General features: G+C 72.3%; 15 protein-coding genes and 1 pseudogene. 11 read left to right on the top strand and 5 right to left on the bottom strand.

What is annotated here, in order from left to right; genetic code table 11:
- Positions 1-218 precede the first annotated feature (218 nt).
- From rpsA to coaE, 3 genes are all read left to right on the top strand, one after another.
- Positions 219-1,721 (top strand): 30S ribosomal protein S1, encoded by a 1,503-nt coding sequence (gene rpsA / locus ACIPPS_RS16445; protein ID WP_401431883.1) that lies wholly within the window; start codon positions 219-221, stop codon positions 1,719-1,721.
- Positions 1,722-1,938: 217 nt separating this feature from the next.
- Positions 1,939-2,877: a PAC2 family protein gene (locus ACIPPS_RS16440; RefSeq protein WP_401431880.1), complete on the top strand. Its 939-nt coding sequence runs from the start codon at positions 1,939-1,941 to the stop codon at positions 2,875-2,877.
- Between the two features lie 31 nt (positions 2,878-2,908).
- Positions 2,909-3,517 carry a dephospho-CoA kinase gene (coaE, locus tag ACIPPS_RS16435; protein WP_401431878.1) on the top strand — a complete coding sequence of 203 codons (609 nt, stop codon included), beginning with the start codon at positions 2,909-2,911 and terminating at the stop codon, positions 3,515-3,517.
- Positions 3,518-3,605: 88 nt separating this feature from the next.
- Here coaE and ACIPPS_RS16430 read toward each other — a convergent pair whose 3' ends face one another.
- Entirely contained in the window at positions 3,606-3,821 is a 216-nt protein-coding gene (locus ACIPPS_RS16430; RefSeq protein WP_401431876.1) for a hypothetical protein, read from the bottom strand.
- Between the two features lie 15 nt (positions 3,822-3,836).
- Between ACIPPS_RS16430 and ACIPPS_RS16425 the strand changes: the two genes are divergently transcribed.
- On the top strand, positions 3,837-4,205 hold the full coding sequence (locus tag ACIPPS_RS16425; RefSeq protein ID WP_391797958.1) for a tetratricopeptide repeat protein: 369 nt from the start codon (positions 3,837-3,839) through the stop codon (positions 4,203-4,205).
- 46 nt (positions 4,206-4,251) lie between these two features.
- Here ACIPPS_RS16425 and ACIPPS_RS16420 read toward each other — a convergent pair whose 3' ends face one another.
- Entirely contained in the window at positions 4,252-4,554 is a 303-nt protein-coding gene (locus ACIPPS_RS16420; protein ID WP_401431873.1) for a DUF6343 family protein, read from the bottom strand.
- Between the two features lie 140 nt (positions 4,555-4,694).
- Here ACIPPS_RS16420 and ACIPPS_RS16415 point away from each other — a divergent pair, with 140 nt between their 5' ends.
- Positions 4,695-5,390, top strand: a complete 696-nt coding sequence (locus ACIPPS_RS16415; RefSeq protein ID WP_401431870.1) for a class I SAM-dependent methyltransferase — start codon at positions 4,695-4,697, stop codon at positions 5,388-5,390.
- A 70-nt stretch (positions 5,391-5,460) separates the two neighbouring features.
- On the opposite strand, the gene ACIPPS_RS16410 is transcribed toward ACIPPS_RS16415, so the two are convergent.
- Positions 5,461-5,796, bottom strand: coding sequence for a hypothetical protein (locus ACIPPS_RS16410; RefSeq protein WP_401431867.1), 336 nt, complete (start codon positions 5,794-5,796; stop codon positions 5,461-5,463).
- 188 nt (positions 5,797-5,984) lie between these two features.
- Between ACIPPS_RS16410 and ACIPPS_RS16405 the strand changes: the two genes are divergently transcribed.
- The 3 genes from ACIPPS_RS16405 to ACIPPS_RS16395 all read left to right on the top strand — a co-directional run bounded on the left by ACIPPS_RS16405 (position 5,985) and on the right by ACIPPS_RS16395 (position 11,329).
- The gene (locus tag ACIPPS_RS16405; RefSeq protein ID WP_401431865.1) at positions 5,985-8,834 is read left to right on the top strand and encodes a DEAD/DEAH box helicase; all 2,850 of its coding nucleotides are present in this window, start codon (positions 5,985-5,987) and stop codon (positions 8,832-8,834) included.
- Positions 8,831-10,213 carry an SWIM zinc finger family protein gene (locus ACIPPS_RS16400; protein WP_401431862.1) on the top strand — a complete coding sequence of 461 codons (1,383 nt, stop codon included), beginning with the start codon at positions 8,831-8,833 and terminating at the stop codon, positions 10,211-10,213. Before ACIPPS_RS16405 ends, ACIPPS_RS16400 begins: the two co-directional genes overlap by 4 nt.
- A gap of 333 nt (positions 10,214-10,546) precedes the next feature.
- Positions 10,547-11,329 (top strand): chaplin, encoded by a 783-nt coding sequence (locus tag ACIPPS_RS16395; RefSeq protein WP_401431859.1) that lies wholly within the window; start codon positions 10,547-10,549, stop codon positions 11,327-11,329.
- Between the two features lie 45 nt (positions 11,330-11,374).
- On the opposite strand, the gene ACIPPS_RS16390 is transcribed toward ACIPPS_RS16395, so the two are convergent.
- On the bottom strand, positions 11,375-12,034 hold the full coding sequence (locus ACIPPS_RS16390) for a DUF2293 domain-containing protein (RefSeq protein WP_401431857.1): 660 nt from the start codon (positions 12,032-12,034) through the stop codon (positions 11,375-11,377).
- A 158-nt stretch (positions 12,035-12,192) separates the two neighbouring features.
- Here ACIPPS_RS16390 and ACIPPS_RS16385 point away from each other — a divergent pair, with 158 nt between their 5' ends.
- Positions 12,193-12,927, top strand: coding sequence for a hypothetical protein (locus ACIPPS_RS16385; RefSeq protein WP_401431855.1), 735 nt, complete (start codon positions 12,193-12,195; stop codon positions 12,925-12,927).
- Between the two features lie 385 nt (positions 12,928-13,312).
- Here the strand turns inward: ACIPPS_RS16385 and ACIPPS_RS16380 are convergent, their stop codons facing one another.
- On the bottom strand, positions 13,313-14,524 hold the full coding sequence (locus ACIPPS_RS16380) for a pyridoxal phosphate-dependent aminotransferase (protein ID WP_401431853.1): 1,212 nt from the start codon (positions 14,522-14,524) through the stop codon (positions 13,313-13,315).
- Positions 14,525-14,608: 84 nt separating this feature from the next.
- On the opposite strand from ACIPPS_RS16380, the pseudogene ACIPPS_RS16375 reads away from it, so the two are divergent.
- Positions 14,609-15,223, top strand: a pseudogene (locus ACIPPS_RS16375) (winged helix-turn-helix transcriptional regulator); the annotation flags it as partial.
- 238 nt (positions 15,224-15,461) lie between these two features.
- Positions 15,462-16,097 (top strand): uridine kinase, encoded by a 636-nt coding sequence (locus ACIPPS_RS16370; RefSeq protein ID WP_401431851.1) that lies wholly within the window; start codon positions 15,462-15,464, stop codon positions 16,095-16,097.
- Positions 16,098-16,217: the final 120 nt, after the last annotated feature.

Genomic DNA, 16,217 nt, shown 5'->3' with positions numbered 1-16,217 from the left:
GTCCGGCTGCCCCCGTATGCTAAAGGTTGCGCTGCGGGCCTGCGCGCCTCAGACGGAGCAGGCCGCGCTCGCACGGTTGTATGTCCCCTCGGTTCGCGAGGCGCCCCCCGTTCGTCGGAAATGGCGCTTCATAGGCTGTCCGGCTTCTTCGGTGCGATACGGGCTCACGGCGTAGCAGTACCTACGACTTTCTGTCCGTAACCGGAGCCCTTTCCCACATGACGAGCAGCACCGAGACCACCGCCACCACCCCGCAGGTTGCGGTCAACGACATCGGTAACGAGGAAGCCTTCCTCGCCGCGATCGACGAGACGATCAAGTACTTCAACGACGGCGACATCGTCGACGGCGTCATCGTGAAGGTCGACCGGGACGAGGTCCTGCTCGACATCGGTTACAAGACCGAAGGTGTCATCCCGAGCCGCGAGCTCTCGATCAAGCACGACGTCGACCCGAACGAGGTCGTCAAGGTCGGCGACGAGATCGAGGCCCTGGTTCTCCAGAAGGAGGACAAGGAAGGCCGCCTGATCCTCTCGAAGAAGCGCGCCCAGTACGAGCGCGCCTGGGGCACCATCGAGAAGATCAAGGAAGAAGACGGCATCGTCACCGGTACCGTCATCGAGGTCGTCAAGGGTGGTCTCATCCTCGACATCGGCCTCCGTGGCTTCCTTCCGGCCTCCCTGGTCGAGATGCGTCGCGTCCGCGACCTCCAGCCCTACGTGGGCAAGGAGCTCGAGGCGAAGATCATCGAGCTGGACAAGAACCGCAACAACGTGGTCCTGTCCCGCCGCGCCTGGCTCGAGCAGACCCAGTCCGAGGTTCGCCAGACCTTCCTCACGACCCTCCAGAAGGGTCAGGTCCGCTCCGGCGTCGTTTCCTCGATCGTCAACTTCGGTGCCTTCGTGGACCTGGGTGGCGTCGACGGTCTCGTGCACGTCTCCGAGCTGTCCTGGAAGCACATCGACCACCCGTCCGAGGTTGTCGAGGTCGGCCAGGAGGTCACCGTCGAGGTTCTCGACGTGGACATGGACCGCGAGCGTGTCTCCCTGTCGCTGAAGGCGACGCAGGAGGACCCGTGGCAGCAGTTCGCCCGTACGCACCAGATCGGTCAGGTCGTCCCGGGTAAGGTCACCAAGCTGGTTCCGTTCGGTGCGTTCGTCCGCGTGGACGAGGGCATCGAGGGTCTGGTCCACATCTCCGAGCTGGCCGAGCGTCACGTGGAGATCCCGGAGCAGGTCGTCCAGGTCAACGACGAGATCTTCGTCAAGGTCATCGACATCGACCTCGAGCGTCGCCGGATCTCGCTGTCCCTGAAGCAGGCCAACGAGTCCTTCGGTGCCGACCCGGCGTCGGTCGAGTTCGACCCGACCCTGTACGGCATGGCCGCGTCCTACGACGACCAGGGCAACTACATCTACCCCGAGGGCTTCGACCCCGAGACCAACGACTGGCTCGAGGGCTACGAGACCCAGCGCGAGGCCTGGGAGACCCAGTACGCCGAGGCGCAGCAGCGCTTCGAGCAGCACCAGGCTCAGGTCATCAAGTCCCGCGAGGCCGACGAGGCCGCCGCTGCCGAGGGCGGCACCGCCGCTCCGGCCGGTGCCCCGGCGGGCGTCTCCGGTGGTTCGTACTCCTCGGAGTCGGACGACAACTCCGGCGCCCTGGCGTCGGACGAGGCCCTGGCTGCCCTGCGCGAGAAGCTGGCCGGCGGCCAGAGCTGAATCAGCTCTCCGCTAGGCAGTAGCTAGCCAACGATCGAGGCCCGCTCCCCTTCGGGGGAGCGGGCCTCAGTCGTTCCCGAACCGTCCGAGCGGGCCCCTCCGTTCCCTTGTCGGTGTGCTCGCGCGCTGACACTCCGCTCATGAAAACCGGGAGCGAGGGGAATGCTCCTGCCCTGGGGAGCGTTCTTTCCTAGGAACGCGAGGAGGAGCGGTAATCGTGCTTGATCCCCAGGATTTGTACGAATGGGACCAGAAGGGCCTGGCCGTGGTGGACGTGGCCCTGGCGCAGGAGTCGGCCGGGTTGGTCATGCTCTACCACTTCGAGGGCTACATCGACGCCGGTGAGACCGGCGAGCAGATCGTGGACGGCCTGCTGGAGACGCTGCCTCACCAGGTGGTGGCCCGCTTCGACCACGACCGGCTCGTGGACTACCGCGCCCGTCGGCCGCTGCTCACGTTCCGGCGCGACCGCTGGACCGCGTACGAAACACCGACCATCGAGGTCCGCCTCGTCCAGGACGCCACCGGCGCACCCTTCCTGCTGCTCTCGGGCCCGGAGCCGGACGTGGAGTGGGAGCGTTTCGCCGCCGCCGTCGGCCAGGTCGTCGAGCGTCTCGGTGTCCGCCTCTCGGTGAACTTCCACGGCATCCCGATGGGCGTTCCGCACACCAGGCCCGTCGGCCTCACCCCGCACGGCAGTCGCACGGACCTCATGCCCGGCCACAAGAGCCCCTTCGACGAGGCCCAGGTCCCCGGCAGCGCCGAGTCGCTCGTCGAGTTCCGGCTCACGGAGTCGGGACACGACACCCTCGGCGTCGCCGCGCACGTCCCGCACTACGTCGCCCGGTCCTCGTACCCCGACGCGGCGCTGACCGCCCTGGAGGCCATCACGGCCGCCACCGGTCTCGTCCTGCCCGGTGTCGCGCACACGCTGCGCAGCGAGGCACGGCGGACCCAGACCGAGATCGAGCGCCAGATCGGCGAGGGCGACGACGAGCTGACCGCCCTGGTCCAGGGCCTTGAGCACCAGTACGACGCAGTGGCCGGCGCCGAGAGCCGGGGCAGCCTCGTCGCGGAGCCCGTCGACCTGCCGTCGGCGGACGAACTGGGCCGCGAGTTCGAGCGCTTCCTCGCCGAGCGGGAGGGCGACGCGTAGCGGCCGGACCCGGGGTCCTAAGCTGCCGCTCATGCTGAAGGTGGGCCTGACCGGCGGTATCGGCGCCGGCAAGAGTGAAGTGTCGCGGCTCCTCGTCTCGTACGGAGCTGTGCTGATCGACGCCGACAAGATCGCACGCGAGGTCGTCGAGCCCGGGACGCCCGGGCTCGCGGCCGTCGTGGAGGCGTTCGGGCCGGAGATCCTGACCGAGCAGGGCACCTTGGACCGGCCGAAGCTCGGCTCCATCGTGTTCGCCGACGCCGACCGCCTGGCCACCCTGAACGGGATCGTCCACCCTCTCGTCGGCAGCCGCTCCGCCGAGCTGGAGAGCGCGGCGGGAGACGGCGACGTCGTCGTCCACGACGTGCCGCTCCTCACCGAGAACGCCCTCGCTCCCCTCTACGACCTGGTCGTCGTCGTGGACGCGTCCCCGGAGACCCAGCTCGACCGGCTGGTACGGCTGCGGGGCATGGCGGAGCCCGAGGCGCGGGCCCGGATGGCGGCCCAGGCCACGCGGGAGCAGCGCCGCGCGATCGCGGACGTCGTCATCGACAACGACGGGCCGCTGGAGGCGCTGGAGCCCCAGGTACGCGCGGTCTGGGACGAGCTGACCCGGCGGGCCGCCGAACCGAACCGGTAGAAAACCGGGGCATCCGCGCCGATCCGCCATGCCTCCGGCTGGGTAGGGATCGCGCAGGGGCGGCGGTCGGACCCGCCGGGCCACGCGTTCACCGGGGCTCGCCCGCCGTGCCGAGGGCAGCGACCGCGCCGAGCGCGCCGACCGCGCCGAGCGCGCCGACCGCGCCGACCGCGCCGATCGCGCCGACCGCGCCGATCGCGCCGATCGCGCCGATCGCGCCGATCGCGCCGATCGCGCCGAGCGCGGCGGTCGTCCGCCGGCGCGGAATAGCGCTGCCGCGCCCGATGTTGAACCGCCGGAGCAAGGGAAGGATGCCACCGTGGCTGAGAGGAACCCCGAGACCCACGTCATCGACTTCCGCGCCGCCGAGCAGTTGCTCGCCGCGCGGGACCCCCGCGGTGCCGTGAAGCTGCTCGACTCGGTGATCGCCGCACACCCCGAGAACACCGCGGCTCGGCTGCTGCGCGCGCGTGCCTTCTTCGCCGCCGCCCAACTGCGCCCTGCCGAGTTGGAGTTCGAGCTGGTCCTGGAGCGCGAGCCGGACAACGCGTTCGCCCACTTCGCCCTCGCCCGCACGTTCCAGCGCTCCGGACGGCCCGATCAGGCCACCCGGCACTTCCGCCTCGCGGCCGCGCTCGACCCCAAGCCCGAGTACCTCCAGGCGGCCCGTTTCGGCGCGGAGGACTGAGCGCGCGGTCGGAGCAGCCTGGGCCTGGTCGCCCGGCGGGAGGGGCTTAGCCGCGGCGCGGGTGCCCGTGGCGCGTGCGGCCCCGGCCCGTACCGCCGTGGTCGGGTTCGTACGGAGGGATGTCCCGTCCCGGCTGCCAGTGCGGCCCCTGCCGGAGGTGGCGCAGCACCATCGTCAGGTCGACGGCCGCCACGACGAACAGCACCCCGCAGGCGACCGCCCACCCCGGCCTGCCGACCAGGGCGAACACCGTCATGCCGAAGGCGGCCCAGAGCAGCCCCCACAGGCTCAGCCAGAACCGCATCCGCAGGGGACTGCGCGCGGTCGCCGGCTCACTGCCCGTACGCATGACGCTCACCTCTCCTACTGAGGGTCTACCCCCGGCGGGCGTGATCGAACGTCACTCGAACGAGGGGCCCACGGCTCTCCGAGGGCGTCGGAGGGAACGGCCGTCCGGGCCTCTTCGTTCTCCCGGGCATGAGCGTACGGATGCGTGAGGGACACCAAGGGACAGGGCCCGGAGCCATCACCCCGGACGGCTGCGCCGTCGACGTGTATCGGCGCCTGGGGGTCGGGAACGAGCCCGATGTGATCGAGGCCGCCGTGCCCCAGGGGGCCTCGCTGCTCGAACTGGGCTGCGGGGCAGGGCGGGTGACGGGACCTCTGGTCGAGCGGGGCTTCGCCGTGACGGCGGTGGACGAGTCGGCGGACATGCTCGAAGCGGTACGGGAGCGGGTGCCGGGCGCGCGGAGGGTGCGCGGCCCGATCGAATCGCTGGATCTGGCACGGCGGTTCGACGTGGTGATGCTTGCCTCGTACCTGGTGCACACGGCCGAACACAGTGCCCGGCAGGCGCTTCTGGAGACCTGTCGACGGCATGTGCGGGAGGACGGCTGCGTCCTCATCCAGCGCGAGGGCGAAGACTGGCACCGGGAGGTGCCGCGCGAACGTCAGGACCCGAGTGGCTGCACGGTACGGATCGTGTCGGCGGACCCGCTCGGTGACGGCGTCAACTCGGTCCTCGCCGAGTACGTCTTCCCGGACCTGCGCTGGACCCAGACGTTCCGCTCGCGGCCGCTGAGCAGGGAGGACTTCGAACGGTACCTCGGTGAGGCGGGGCTCGCGGTGGACACCTACCTGACCGACGACGGCACGTGGGTGAGGGCCCGCCCCCTCCCTGCCTGAGGCAGCCGAAGACCGGAACGGGCGCCGGAGTGGGCGACGGGCTCCGGCGCCCGGGTCTTCTCGCACACGATCAGTGCACGATGCTGTAGCTGCGCCAGGGGAGGCTGTCCGGCGCGATCGTGTCGCCCGACTGGGTGGCGACGTAGGTGTACTCCTTGCCCCGGCAGTCCCGGGTCCTGAACAGCCGCAGGTCGACCAGGCTCCGGTTCTCGATCTTCGTCACACCGGAGGGCGCCAGCCGGTGGCAGCCCCTGACCAGGGGGCTCGTCACGGTGATCACGACCTCGCGCTCGGTCTCGTACGAGATCGTGCCCACCGCGGTGCGGCCGAGGCCGGAGCAGCCCGCGACGGCGACGGTCAGGAGCGCGGCCCCGGCGGCGGTGCCGAGACGCCGGTGAACGGACATGGCGGATCCTCGTCTGTCGGGCGAAGGCGGCAGAAGCCCTGTTCCCGTCACCCTGCCGCCTGCCGGCCGGGCTGTCATCCGCTGCTGGGCCGCCCGGGCGAAGCGGTGCGAGGGCCCGTTGTCAGACCCCACCCGTAAGGTCGGAGATCCAGTCGGAATCCGTCGCGGAACGGGAGGTGAGCAGGACCGTGACCCCACACAGCCCGCAGACCTGCGCCGCCGTCTTCCTCCCGGCCGCGCTGCCCCGCGAGGGGCGGGTCGCCTTCTGGGCCCCGGACGGCGGCGCTCTGCCCGCCGGCCCGGGCACGGAGCCGGCCGAGATCACGGTCGTACGACGACACGGCGCCGGCGTCCGCAGCCGCACGGTCCCCGCCGTGACCCTCGGCGTCGCCGACGCGCTGCCGCATCTGGTCGCCGCCCGCCATCAGCCGGGCGCCCACCCGGCGGCCGCCTGCTGGGGCGCCGCAGCCCTGCACGCCCTGCACCTCGCGGCAAGGGGCAGGCTGCTGCCCGGCCTCACCGCCGACGACCTCGACGCCTGGCGGGCGGGCCCGCTGGACGCCGACGACATCGCGCATCTGCGGGCGGTGGCCGCCGCCATGCCCCCCGAGGCCCACGCGGTGCCCGTGCCCGGCCGCAGTCCGCTTCAGCTGCCCGAGCCGGAGGCGCTGGTGCGGGCCTTCCTGGACGCGGTCGCCGACACCCTGCCCCGTACGCCTGCCGCCGCCCACGCGGCCGGTGCGCCGTTCGCCGCGCGCGACGCCCAGCACCTGCCCCGCGCGCGTGCCTGGGCGGCCGAGGCGGCGGCCGGCATGGATGCCGGGGTCCGGGTCTCGCTCCGCCTCGACCTCGCCGGGTACGAACTCTTCGACATCGCCGAGGAGGGCGGCGACGAGCGCCAGGCCGCCGCGGCCCTCCTCCAGATCCACAGCCTCGCCGACCCCACCCTCGTCATCGACGCCGCCGCCCTCTGGGCCGGCGACGGCGAAGAGCTCTTCGGGCCGCGGGCCCGCATCGACGCCGTCCTCGCGCTGCGCCGCGCGGCCCGCGTCTGGTCACCGCTCGGCAGGCTCCTGGAGCGCGACGTCCCCGACGTCCTCGCCCTCACCGAGGACGAGCTGTACGAACTCCTCGGCCCCGCCGCCGCCCGCCTCGCCGACGCCGGGGTGGCCGTCCACTGGCCCCGCGAGCTGGCCCGCTCGCTCAGTGCCTCCGCCGTCGTCCGGCCGTCCCTCGCCGCCCCGGGCTCCGCCACCGACGGCACGTCGTTCTTCGACAGCGAGGAACTGCTCCGGTTCAACTGGCAGTTGGCCCTCGACGGCGACCCGCTCACCGAGCGGGAGATGGACGCGCTCGCCGAGTCCCACCGGCCCATCGTGCGACTGCGCGACCAGTGGGTGGTCGTCGACCCGGACCTGGTCCGAAAGGCCCGCAAGCGCGAACTCGGCCTGCTGGAGCCCGTCGACGCCCTCGCGGTCGCCCTCAGCGGCACCGCCGAGGTCGACGGCGAGACCGTCTCCGCCGTGCCCGTCGGCGCTCTCGCGGCGCTCCGCGACCGGCTCGTCGCCGGTCCCGAGGAGGCCGAGCCGCCCGCCGGTCTCGACGCCACCCTGCGCGACTATCAGCTGCGTGGACTGGCCTGGCTCGACCTGATGACCTCACTCGGACTGGGCGGCTGCCTCGCCGACGACATGGGGCTCGGCAAGACCGTCACCCTCATCGCCCTCCATCTGCGCCGCGCCCGCCGCGCCCCCACCCTCGTCGTCTGTCCCGCCTCCCTGCTGGGCAACTGGCAGCGGGAGATCCAGCGCTTCGCCCCCGGCGTTCCCGTGCGCCGCTTCCACGGCGCCGACCGCTCCCTCGACGGACTCGCCCCGGACTCCGGCACCGCCGGCTTCGTCCTCACCACCTACGGCACGCTCCGCACCAGCGCCCCGCAACTGGCCGAGCAGGAGTGGGGGATGGTCGTCGCCGACGAGGCCCAGCACGTCAAGAACCCCTTCTCCGCGACCGCCAAGGCGCTGCGCACGATCCCCACGGCGGCGCGCGTCGCCCTCACCGGCACGCCCGTGGAGAACAACCTCTCCGAGCTGTGGGCCCTGCTCGACTGGACCACCCCCGGCCTCCTCGGCCCCCTCAAGGCCTTCCGCTCCCGCCACGCGCGCGCCGTCGAGAACAGCGAGGAGATCGAGAACGAGGAAGCCGTCGAGCGCCTCGCCCGACTGGTCAGGCCCTTCCTGCTGCGCCGCCGCAAGTCCGACCCCGGCATCGTTCCCGAGCTGCCACCGAAGACCGAGTCCGACCACCCGGTGGCCCTCACCCGTGAGCAGGCCTCGCTCTACGAGGCGGTGGTCCGGGAGACCATGGCGCAGATCGAGGGTGCCCAGGGAATCGCCCGTCGCGGACTCGTGATGAAGCTCCTCACCTCGCTCAAGCAGATCTGCAACCACCCCGCGCAGTACCTCAAGGAACAGACGGCCAAAGGCGGGGGCACGGCCAGGCTCGCTGGCCGCTCCGGCAAACTCGCCCTGCTCGACGAACTCCTGGACACGATCCTGGCCGAGGGCGGCTCCGTCCTCGTCTTCACCCAGTACGTCTCCATGGCACGGCTGCTCGCCGATCATCTGGCCGCTCGCGCGATCCCGGCCCAACTGCTCCACGGCGGAACGCCCGTGGCCGAGCGCGAGCGCATGGTCGACCGCTTCCAGTCCGGTGACGTGCCCGTCTTCCTGCTGTCGCTGAAAGCGGCGGGCACCGGCCTCAACCTCACCCGCGCCGGTCACGTCGTCCACTTCGACCGCTGGTGGAACCCGGCCGTCGAGGAGCAGGCCACCGACCGGGCCTACCGCATCGGCCAGACCCAGCCCGTCCAGGTCCACCGGCTGATCGCGGAAGGCACCGTGGAGGACTCCATCGCCGAGATGCTGCGGGCCAAGCGCGCCCTGGCCGACGCCGTCCTCGGCTCCGGGGAGGCCGCCCTGACCGAACTGACCGACCGCGAGCTGGCCGACCTGGTGTCCCTGAGGAGGCCGTCATGATCCGCGACCCCGGCTCCTCGCCCCGCCCCGGCTCCTCGCCCGGCTCCGACTCCTCCCCGAGCAGGGGCTCCTCGCCCCGACCCGGCCCCGCGCCCCGCCCGGGCGCCGCCCGGCGTCCCGGGAGCGGCAGGTTCGCGGGCCCGCGCCACGACGACCTGCGCCGTACGTTCCCCGCCCTCGCCCCACGCGAGGCGCCGGACGGCCGATTCGCCGCCACCTGGTGGGGCAACGCCTGGGTGGAGGCCCTGGAGGACACCGCCCTCGACCCGGCCCGGCTGGCCCGGGGGAAGGCGTACGCGGGGCGCGGCCACGTCGACGCGATCACGGTCACCCCCGGCCGCGTGACCGCTTACGTCCACGGCACCCGCCCCCGCCCGTACCGCACCGAGATCCGCCTGCGCACGCTCGACGACGACGGCTGGGAGCGGTTCCTGGACGAGGTGGCGGCCCGCCCCGACCACATCGCCGCGCTCCTCGACAAGGACGTCCCGCACGCTCTGGAGGCCGTCACCGGGCTGCTGCCCGCGCCCGGTGACCTCGTCCCCGACTGCTCCTGCCCGGACGACGGTTTCCCCTGCAAGCACGCCGCGGCCCTCTGCTACCAGGCGGCCCGGCTCCTCGACGAGGACCCGTTCGTCCTGTTCCTGATGCGCGGACGTGGCGAGCAGGAGATCCTGGCCGCCCTCACCCACCGCAACGCGGCCCGCTCCGCGGCCGAGACGAGCGCGACCGCACCGCCCATGGCGACCCTCCCAGCCCGCGCCGCCCTCGCCCCGCGGACGGGCCACGCCCTGCCCTCGTTGCCGCCGCCGCTCCCCGTGTCCGCTCAGCCCGGCCGCCCACCCGCCTACCCGCCGGACCCGTACGCCCCCGACCCCCTCGCCCTTGACCTGCTCGCGACGGAGGCCGCCGCCCGCGCCCACGCCTTCCTGACCACCGGTCACGACCCCGTCGCCGCGCTCACCCCCTGGCAGGACGCCGTCCGGCTGGCCGCCGCCCATCCCGGCTCGGGACTCACCGCCTCCACCCGGGCGCTCTACCGCGACCTGGCGCAGGCCCTCGACCGCACCCCCACCGACCTCGCGCGCGCCGTCGCCGCCTGGCGACAGGGCGGCATCGCCGGACTCACCGTCCTCGAAGAGCCCTGGGACCCACCCGCGGGCCCCTTCGACCGGGCCCGCCCCGCGCTGCTCGCGTCCGACTTCCCCGCCTTCCGCCCCTGGCGCAACCGCCTGTCGACCCGCTCCCTCCAACTCCGCTTCGGGCGCGACGGCCTCTGGTACGGCTACGAGTCGGACGCCGACCGCGAGGACTGGTGGCCCCGAGGCACCCCCGACGCCGACCCCGTCGGAGCGCTCACGGACCTCCTGGGCCACTGAACCTGGCCGTTGACCACCGAGCCCCGGCCGTTGACCACCGAGCACCGGCCGTTGACCACCGAGCCCCGGCCGTTGGCCACCGAGCACCGGCCACCACCGACCACTGGCGGCTGGGCACGGGCCACAGCCGACTGGCCACGGGCCGCAGACGACTGCCCACGGGCCGTCGGAGCCGACCGCTCCTCGTTCGAACGACAGCGTCTGCCCGGTCCGTTCGAGCTCAATCCCACTCGATGGAGTGAAACCCGCCAACGGCCTGATCCGGCCTCGCCAGGATCGCGTTAATTGCGTTGCGGGCGAATGCCCGTGAACACCTCCGGAAGGCAGGAAGCCATGAGGCAGATTCGCCGAAGTGGTCTGGCCACACTGATGGTCACGGGTGGCGCGCTCGCGCTCTCGGCGGGCGCCGCGCACGCCGACTCCGGTGCACAGGGCGCCGCCGTCGGTTCGCCGGGCGTCGGCTCCGGCAACACGGTTCAGCTGCCGGTGCACGTCCCGGTCAACGTCTGCGGGAACACCGTCAACGTCGTCGGGTTGCTCAACCCCGCGGCCGGCAACCGCTGCGCGAACACGAGCTCGTCCGACGGGTACGGCTCGGAAGCCGACGGCGGCGGCCGAGCCCACAAGGACCAGCCCGGCACCCCGCGCAGCGGTGGGCACACCGGCGGGGGCTCCCACGGAGGCTCCCAGCACAGCGGCTCCACCAACGGCGGCGGCGCCACCGCCGAAGGACAGGCGCAGGGCTCGCCCGGTGTGCTCTCCGGCAACGGCCTCCAGCTGCCGATCGACCTCCCCGTCAACGTGAGCGGCAACTCGGTCAACGTCGTCGGCATCGGCAACCCCGCCTTCGGCAACACCTCCGTCAACGGCCCCGGCCAGCCCGAGGCGCCCGGCGAGGAGCCGAAGCCGCCCGTGCCGCCGCAGCCGCTGCCCACCCCCGTCGACGAGGAGGCGGAGATTCCGGTCGCCCCGGCGCCCGCACCGCAGGGCGAGTCGGTCGAACTCGCCAGCACCGGCTCGGACGTGGTCGGCTACGCCACCCCGGCCGCCGCGGCGCTGCTGCTCGGCGGCGCGCTGGTCTACCGCCGGGCGCGTCGCTCGGGCGCGCAGGTCTGAGGCCCCGACGCGGGTGAGGCTCTCGGCGCGGGCCCTCCCCGTCCCTCACACGGGGCGCCAGGCCCGGAGCACGGCGTCGATCGCGTGTGCGACGTTCGTTCGGGCCTGGTGCCGGGGAACCCCGCGCATGAGCAGCGTGTCGTACTCGGTGTCGACATGCCGTACGGCGGCCCGTACCGCGGCGGTGACCGCACCTCGGTCGAGCGCTCGCCCCGCCGCCGTACGCCCGACTCGGCCGCTCCCCTTCCGGGAGGCGTGGGCGGCGATCTCCGCGGCCCGGTCGACCGGACATCGGGGGAACAGCCGCAGGATCTCCGCCTCCAGCGCCGCGGTGACCTCCGCGTCCCGCTCCGCACGCCGCGCCGCGTCCCGGGCCCGCCGCCGCGCCCGCGCCTCCGCGTCCGCGAGGCAGGCCGCCTCCGCCCGGGCGAGCGAGGCCTCCTCGACGAGCAGGCCCTGACGTTCGTACCGGGTACGGCGCCGGTTGTGGCGTACGACCACCGCCCACAGCGTGCTTCCCTCCCGCGCCCGGCGGGTGAGGGCGGTGTTCCCGCGGCGTAGGAACACCAGGTGACCGAGGTCCGCGCAGTCCAGGCAGACCGGCGCGTTGAACTCGACGATCATCCGCTCCAGAGGCCCCTGGAGACACTCCGCACAGCGGCGGCGCTTGAGCGGTTCGACGACGACCGGCGCGACCAGGTCCACGGACCGCCTCCTCAGCGCACGCCGGACGCGGCAGCGACCAGGGTCGTGTCCACGACCGGTCCCTCCTCGGTGCTCCACGGGGGACCGGCGGGTGGAACGGCCTGCTGGGGGCCGATATTCGTTCGATTCATCGCCAGATCCCCTCTAGGGTCCGTCGTGTGGCAACGAAACTCAATCAGATCATCGCAGTGGAGAAGGGCGTCAAGTCCCGAGCGCAACAGGACCTGACGGCGGCACACCACGGGCTGCAGAAGCCCGCGTTGCTCGCCGGGATCTCCCGTACCTACCAGCCGAAGGACGAGGAGGGCGAGCAGCTTCCGCCCGAGTCCACGCTGGTGCAGGTGAAGGCCGAGGACGTACTGCGCGACACCGCGCGGGCGTTGACGCGGCTCTTCGATGTGACCGCCACCAAGGACTGGGCCAACTGCGAGGCGCGCGCCGACGTCACCGTCGACGGGCGCGTGCTGGTGAGCCAGGTGCCCGTCGCGTATCTCCTCTTCCTGGAGAAGCAGCTGACGGACATCCACACCTTCGTCCGCAAGCTGCCCGTCCTCGACGCGGCCGAGTCGTGGACCCAGGACCCGTCGACCGACGCGTGGAAGACCGAGATCGTCCGTACGGTCCGCACGAAGAAGGTGCCGCGCAACCACGTCAAGGCGGAGGCGACGGACAAGCACCCGGCGCAGGTCGAGGTGTACTACGAGGACGTGCCGGTCGGTTACTGGACCACCGTGAAGTTCTCCGGCGCCCTGCCGGCCCGGCGGGTGAACGAGCTGCTGGAGCGGGTGGAGAGGCTCCAGCAGGCGGTGAAGTTCGCCCGTGAGGAGGCGAACAGCGCCGAGGTCACCGACCAGCGCGTCGGCGACGCGGTCTTCGGTTACCTCTTCGGGTAGCGGGAGGACCCATGAACTCCCCGGCCACAGCACACGGTCGGGGTGCGCGAGGAGCGCAAAGCTGAAGCTGAGCCTTGTCGTGAATGCGCGGCCCTTCTGCGAAGGGTCGCGTTCAAACTCAGACTATTGCTCCAGATTCAGTATGCGCCGCTCATCGCCGGATCGACCGGGCCCGGGCCCTGGTGCGTCGAAATGCCAGTTCGAATCTGGTCCGCCGAGCTCGATCGGCGGTGGTCCAACGGCAGGACGCGACGCAATGACGACTGACCCGGGCTCTCAAGTGCGCCGGCGTGTGATGTGAGCGGCATCGACAGGGTCCGGGGGCAGGCTACGCCCTCGGACCCGCTCCCCTTTCCGGTCCCAGGGAGCGACGCCGCGCGCCCGTCTACTGCCGGTAGCCGCTCAGGAAGCGGCCGATCCGGCTGATCGCGGCGTCGAGGTCGTCGGCGTACGGCAGGGTCAGGATCCGGAAGTGGTCCGGGCGGGGCCAGTTGAAGCCGGTGCCCTGCACCACCTGGATCTTCTCGCGCAGCAGCAGGTCGAGGACGAACTTCTCGTCGTCGTGGATCCTGTGCACCTTCGGGTCGAGGCGCGGGAAGGCGTAGAGCGCGCCCTTCGGCTTCACGCAGGAGACGCCGGGGATCTCGTTGAGCTTCTCCCACGCCTTGTCGCGCTGTTCGTGGAGCCTGCCTCCCGGGGCGGTGAGCTCGTGGATCGACTGCCGGCCGCCGAGGGCGGCCTGAATGGCGTACTGGGCGGGCGCGTTCGGGCACAGCCGCATGGAGGCCAGCATGGTCAGGCCCTCCAGATAGTTCCTCGCGTGCTGCTGCGGGCCGCTGACGACGAGCCAGCCGGAGCGGAAGCCCGCCACCCGGTACGTCTTGGAGAGCCCGCCGAAGGTGAGGACGACGAGATCCGGGGCGAGGGAGGCGGCCGGGTAGTGCACGGCCTCGTCGTAGACGATCTGGTCGTAGATCTCGTCGGCGAAGACCATCAGTCCGTGGCGGCGGGCGAGGTCGAGGATGCCCGCGACGATCTCGCGCGGATACACCGCGCCCGTGGGGTTGTTGGGGTTGATGATCACGACGGCTCGGGTGCGGTCGGTGATCTTCGCGGCCATGTCGTCCAGGTCGGGGTACCAGTCCGCGGACTCGTCGCAGAGGTAGTGCACGGCCTTGCCGCCCGCGAGGGTGGTCACCGCCGTCCACAGAGGGAAGTCGGGGGCGGGGATCAGGACCTCGTCGCCGTCCTCCAGGAGCGCCTGGACGGCCATGGAGACCAGCTCGGAGACGCCGTTGCCGAGAAAGACGTCGTCGACGTCGACCTCCGGCAGGCCCATCGCCTGGTAGCGCTGGGCGACCGCGCGGCGGGCGGAGAGGATGCCGCGGGAGTCCGTGTAGCCATGGGCCTTCGGGAGCATCCGGATCATGTCCTGGACGATCTCCTCGGGCGCCTCGAACCCGAAGAGCGCGGGGTTGCCGGTGTTCAGGCGCAGCACGCTGTGGCCCGCCTCCTCCAGGGCGTTGGCGTGCTCGATGACCGGGCCCCGGATCTCGTAGCAGACCTCGCTCAGCTTGCTCGACTGCCGGAACTCCATGCGACGACCTCCCCAGAAGTACTGATGCTTGGTTTTACCAAGTAGGAGCTTGGAAAGTCCAACAACTTGTCTAGACTGAGTCGTATGCCTCGCCGCCGGAGCTATGACCAGTACTGCGCCGCCGCCCGCGCCCTCGATGCCGTGGGTGACCGCTGGACCCTGCTGATCGTCCGCGAACTCCTCGCCGGACCCCGCCGTTACACGGATCTGCACGCCGATCTCCCCGGCGTCAGCACGGACATGCTGGCCGGCCGCCTCAAGGACATGGAGGGCGCCGCGCTCGTCACGCGCCGCCGCCTGCCCCCGCCCGTCTCGGCGTACGTGTACGAGCTCACCCCCCGCGGCTCGGAACTGCTTCCCGTGCTGCGGGCCTTGGCCGCCTGGGGCGCGCCCGCGCTGGAGGAGCCCCGACCGACCGACGCGGTGCGCGCCCACTGGTTCGCGATCCCGCTGATCGGCGCCCTGGAGGGCGTGGTGGAGGGCGTGGTGCAAGTGACGCTGGACGAGGGCGCGTTCCATGTACGGGTCGGGGGCGAGGGGGCCGCCTCGTACGCGGACGGACCGGCCGACGCCCCCGACGCGCACCTGAGGTCGGACTCCGCGACCTGCCGCGCCCTCGCGAGCGGGGAGCTCACGCTCGCGGGGGCGCTGGCGGCGGGCCGGGCGCGCCTCGACACGACGGGGGGCGCGCCACTCTCCCCGGACGCGCCGGCTGCCGTGGACGCGGAGCTTTCCGGGGAGGCGCTGCCTGCCGTGAACGCGACGCTCTCGGTGGACGGGCCGCCTGCCGTGAACGCTCAGCTCTCCGCGGACGCGCCGCCTGCCGTGAACGCGACGCTCTCCGTGGACGCGCCGCTCGCGGGCGCGCCCGGAGCCGAGGGGCGCGACTTCGTAGACTCGCTGCTCGAACCCCGACGCCCATGACAAGGTCGAGCCCGTGCGATTCGAAGCGATCACCTGGGGGCGCCTCTCCGAGGCCCTGGCCGTGCACATCGACGGTGCGACCCCCGGCGACGGGAGTGCCTGGCTGAAGGTCGGCATCGACGGGGCGCCCGCGGCGCCGGCCGGGGAGACCGCGGAGCGGATCGCCGAGGCGCTGCGGCTGCGCGGCCGGTCCGTGCTCGTGGTCGGCACCGGAGGGTTCCTGAGGCCCGCCTCCCTCCGCTACGAGTACGGGAAGCAGGACCCCGACTCGTACTACAGCGGCTGGTTCGACACCGGAGCGCTCTGGCGCGAGGTGTTCGGTCCGCTGGAGCCCGACGGCAGCGGACGCGTACTGCCCGACCTCTGGGACCCCGTCACCGACCGCGCCACGCGCAGCCCCTACGCTGATCTACCGCCGGGTGGAGTCCTGGTGGTGCACGGGCCGTTCCTCCTCGGGCACTGGTTCCCCTTCGACACGACCGTGCATCTGCGGCTCTCGCCCGGCGCCCTCGCGCGCCGCACGGAGGAGCCCTGGACGCTGCCCGCCTTCGCGCGGTACGAGAACGAGGTCGGCCCCTCCGACGCCGCCGACGTGATCGTCCGCGCCGACGACCCGCGCCACCCGGCCTGGACGGGCCTCCCACGCTAGGGCGTGTTTCGAAAGTCCCGTCTGGCCGGGGGCGTCTGGCACGCACGCTCGCCGCGTTGTCAGTCGTCGGCGCAGCCCGCTGCGCTCTCCTCCCTCCGCCGTGCGATCGCACGCACCAGA

Source organism: Streptomyces sp. NPDC090127 (genome assembly GCF_044746945.1).
Classification (GTDB): Bacteria; Actinomycetota; Actinomycetes; order Streptomycetales; family Streptomycetaceae; genus Streptomyces.
This window is presented reverse-complemented; position numbering and strand designations above follow the sequence as displayed.

What these genes read in the sequence shown, in the direction of transcription:
- rpsA (WP_401431883.1), top strand. Translation starts at nt 219, where the DNA reads ATGACGAGCAGCACCGAGACCACCGCCACCACCCCGCAGGTTGCGGTC.
- coaE (WP_401431878.1), top strand. Translation starts at nt 2,909, where the DNA reads ATGCTGAAGGTGGGCCTGACCGGCGGTATCGGCGCCGGCAAGAGTGAA.
- ACIPPS_RS16420 (WP_401431873.1), bottom strand. Translation starts at nt 4,554, where the DNA reads ATGCGTACGGGCAGTGAGCCGGCGACCGCGCGCAGTCCCCTGCGGATG.
- ACIPPS_RS16415 (WP_401431870.1), top strand. Translation starts at nt 4,695, where the DNA reads ATGCGTGAGGGACACCAAGGGACAGGGCCCGGAGCCATCACCCCGGAC.
- ACIPPS_RS16410 (WP_401431867.1), bottom strand. Translation starts at nt 5,796, where the DNA reads ATGTCCGTTCACCGGCGTCTCGGCACCGCCGCCGGGGCCGCGCTCCTG.
- ACIPPS_RS16400 (WP_401431862.1), top strand. Translation starts at nt 8,831, where the DNA reads ATGATCCGCGACCCCGGCTCCTCGCCCCGCCCCGGCTCCTCGCCCGGC.
- ACIPPS_RS16395 (WP_401431859.1), top strand. Translation starts at nt 10,547, where the DNA reads ATGAGGCAGATTCGCCGAAGTGGTCTGGCCACACTGATGGTCACGGGT.
- ACIPPS_RS16380 (WP_401431853.1), bottom strand. Translation starts at nt 14,524, where the DNA reads ATGGAGTTCCGGCAGTCGAGCAAGCTGAGCGAGGTCTGCTACGAGATC.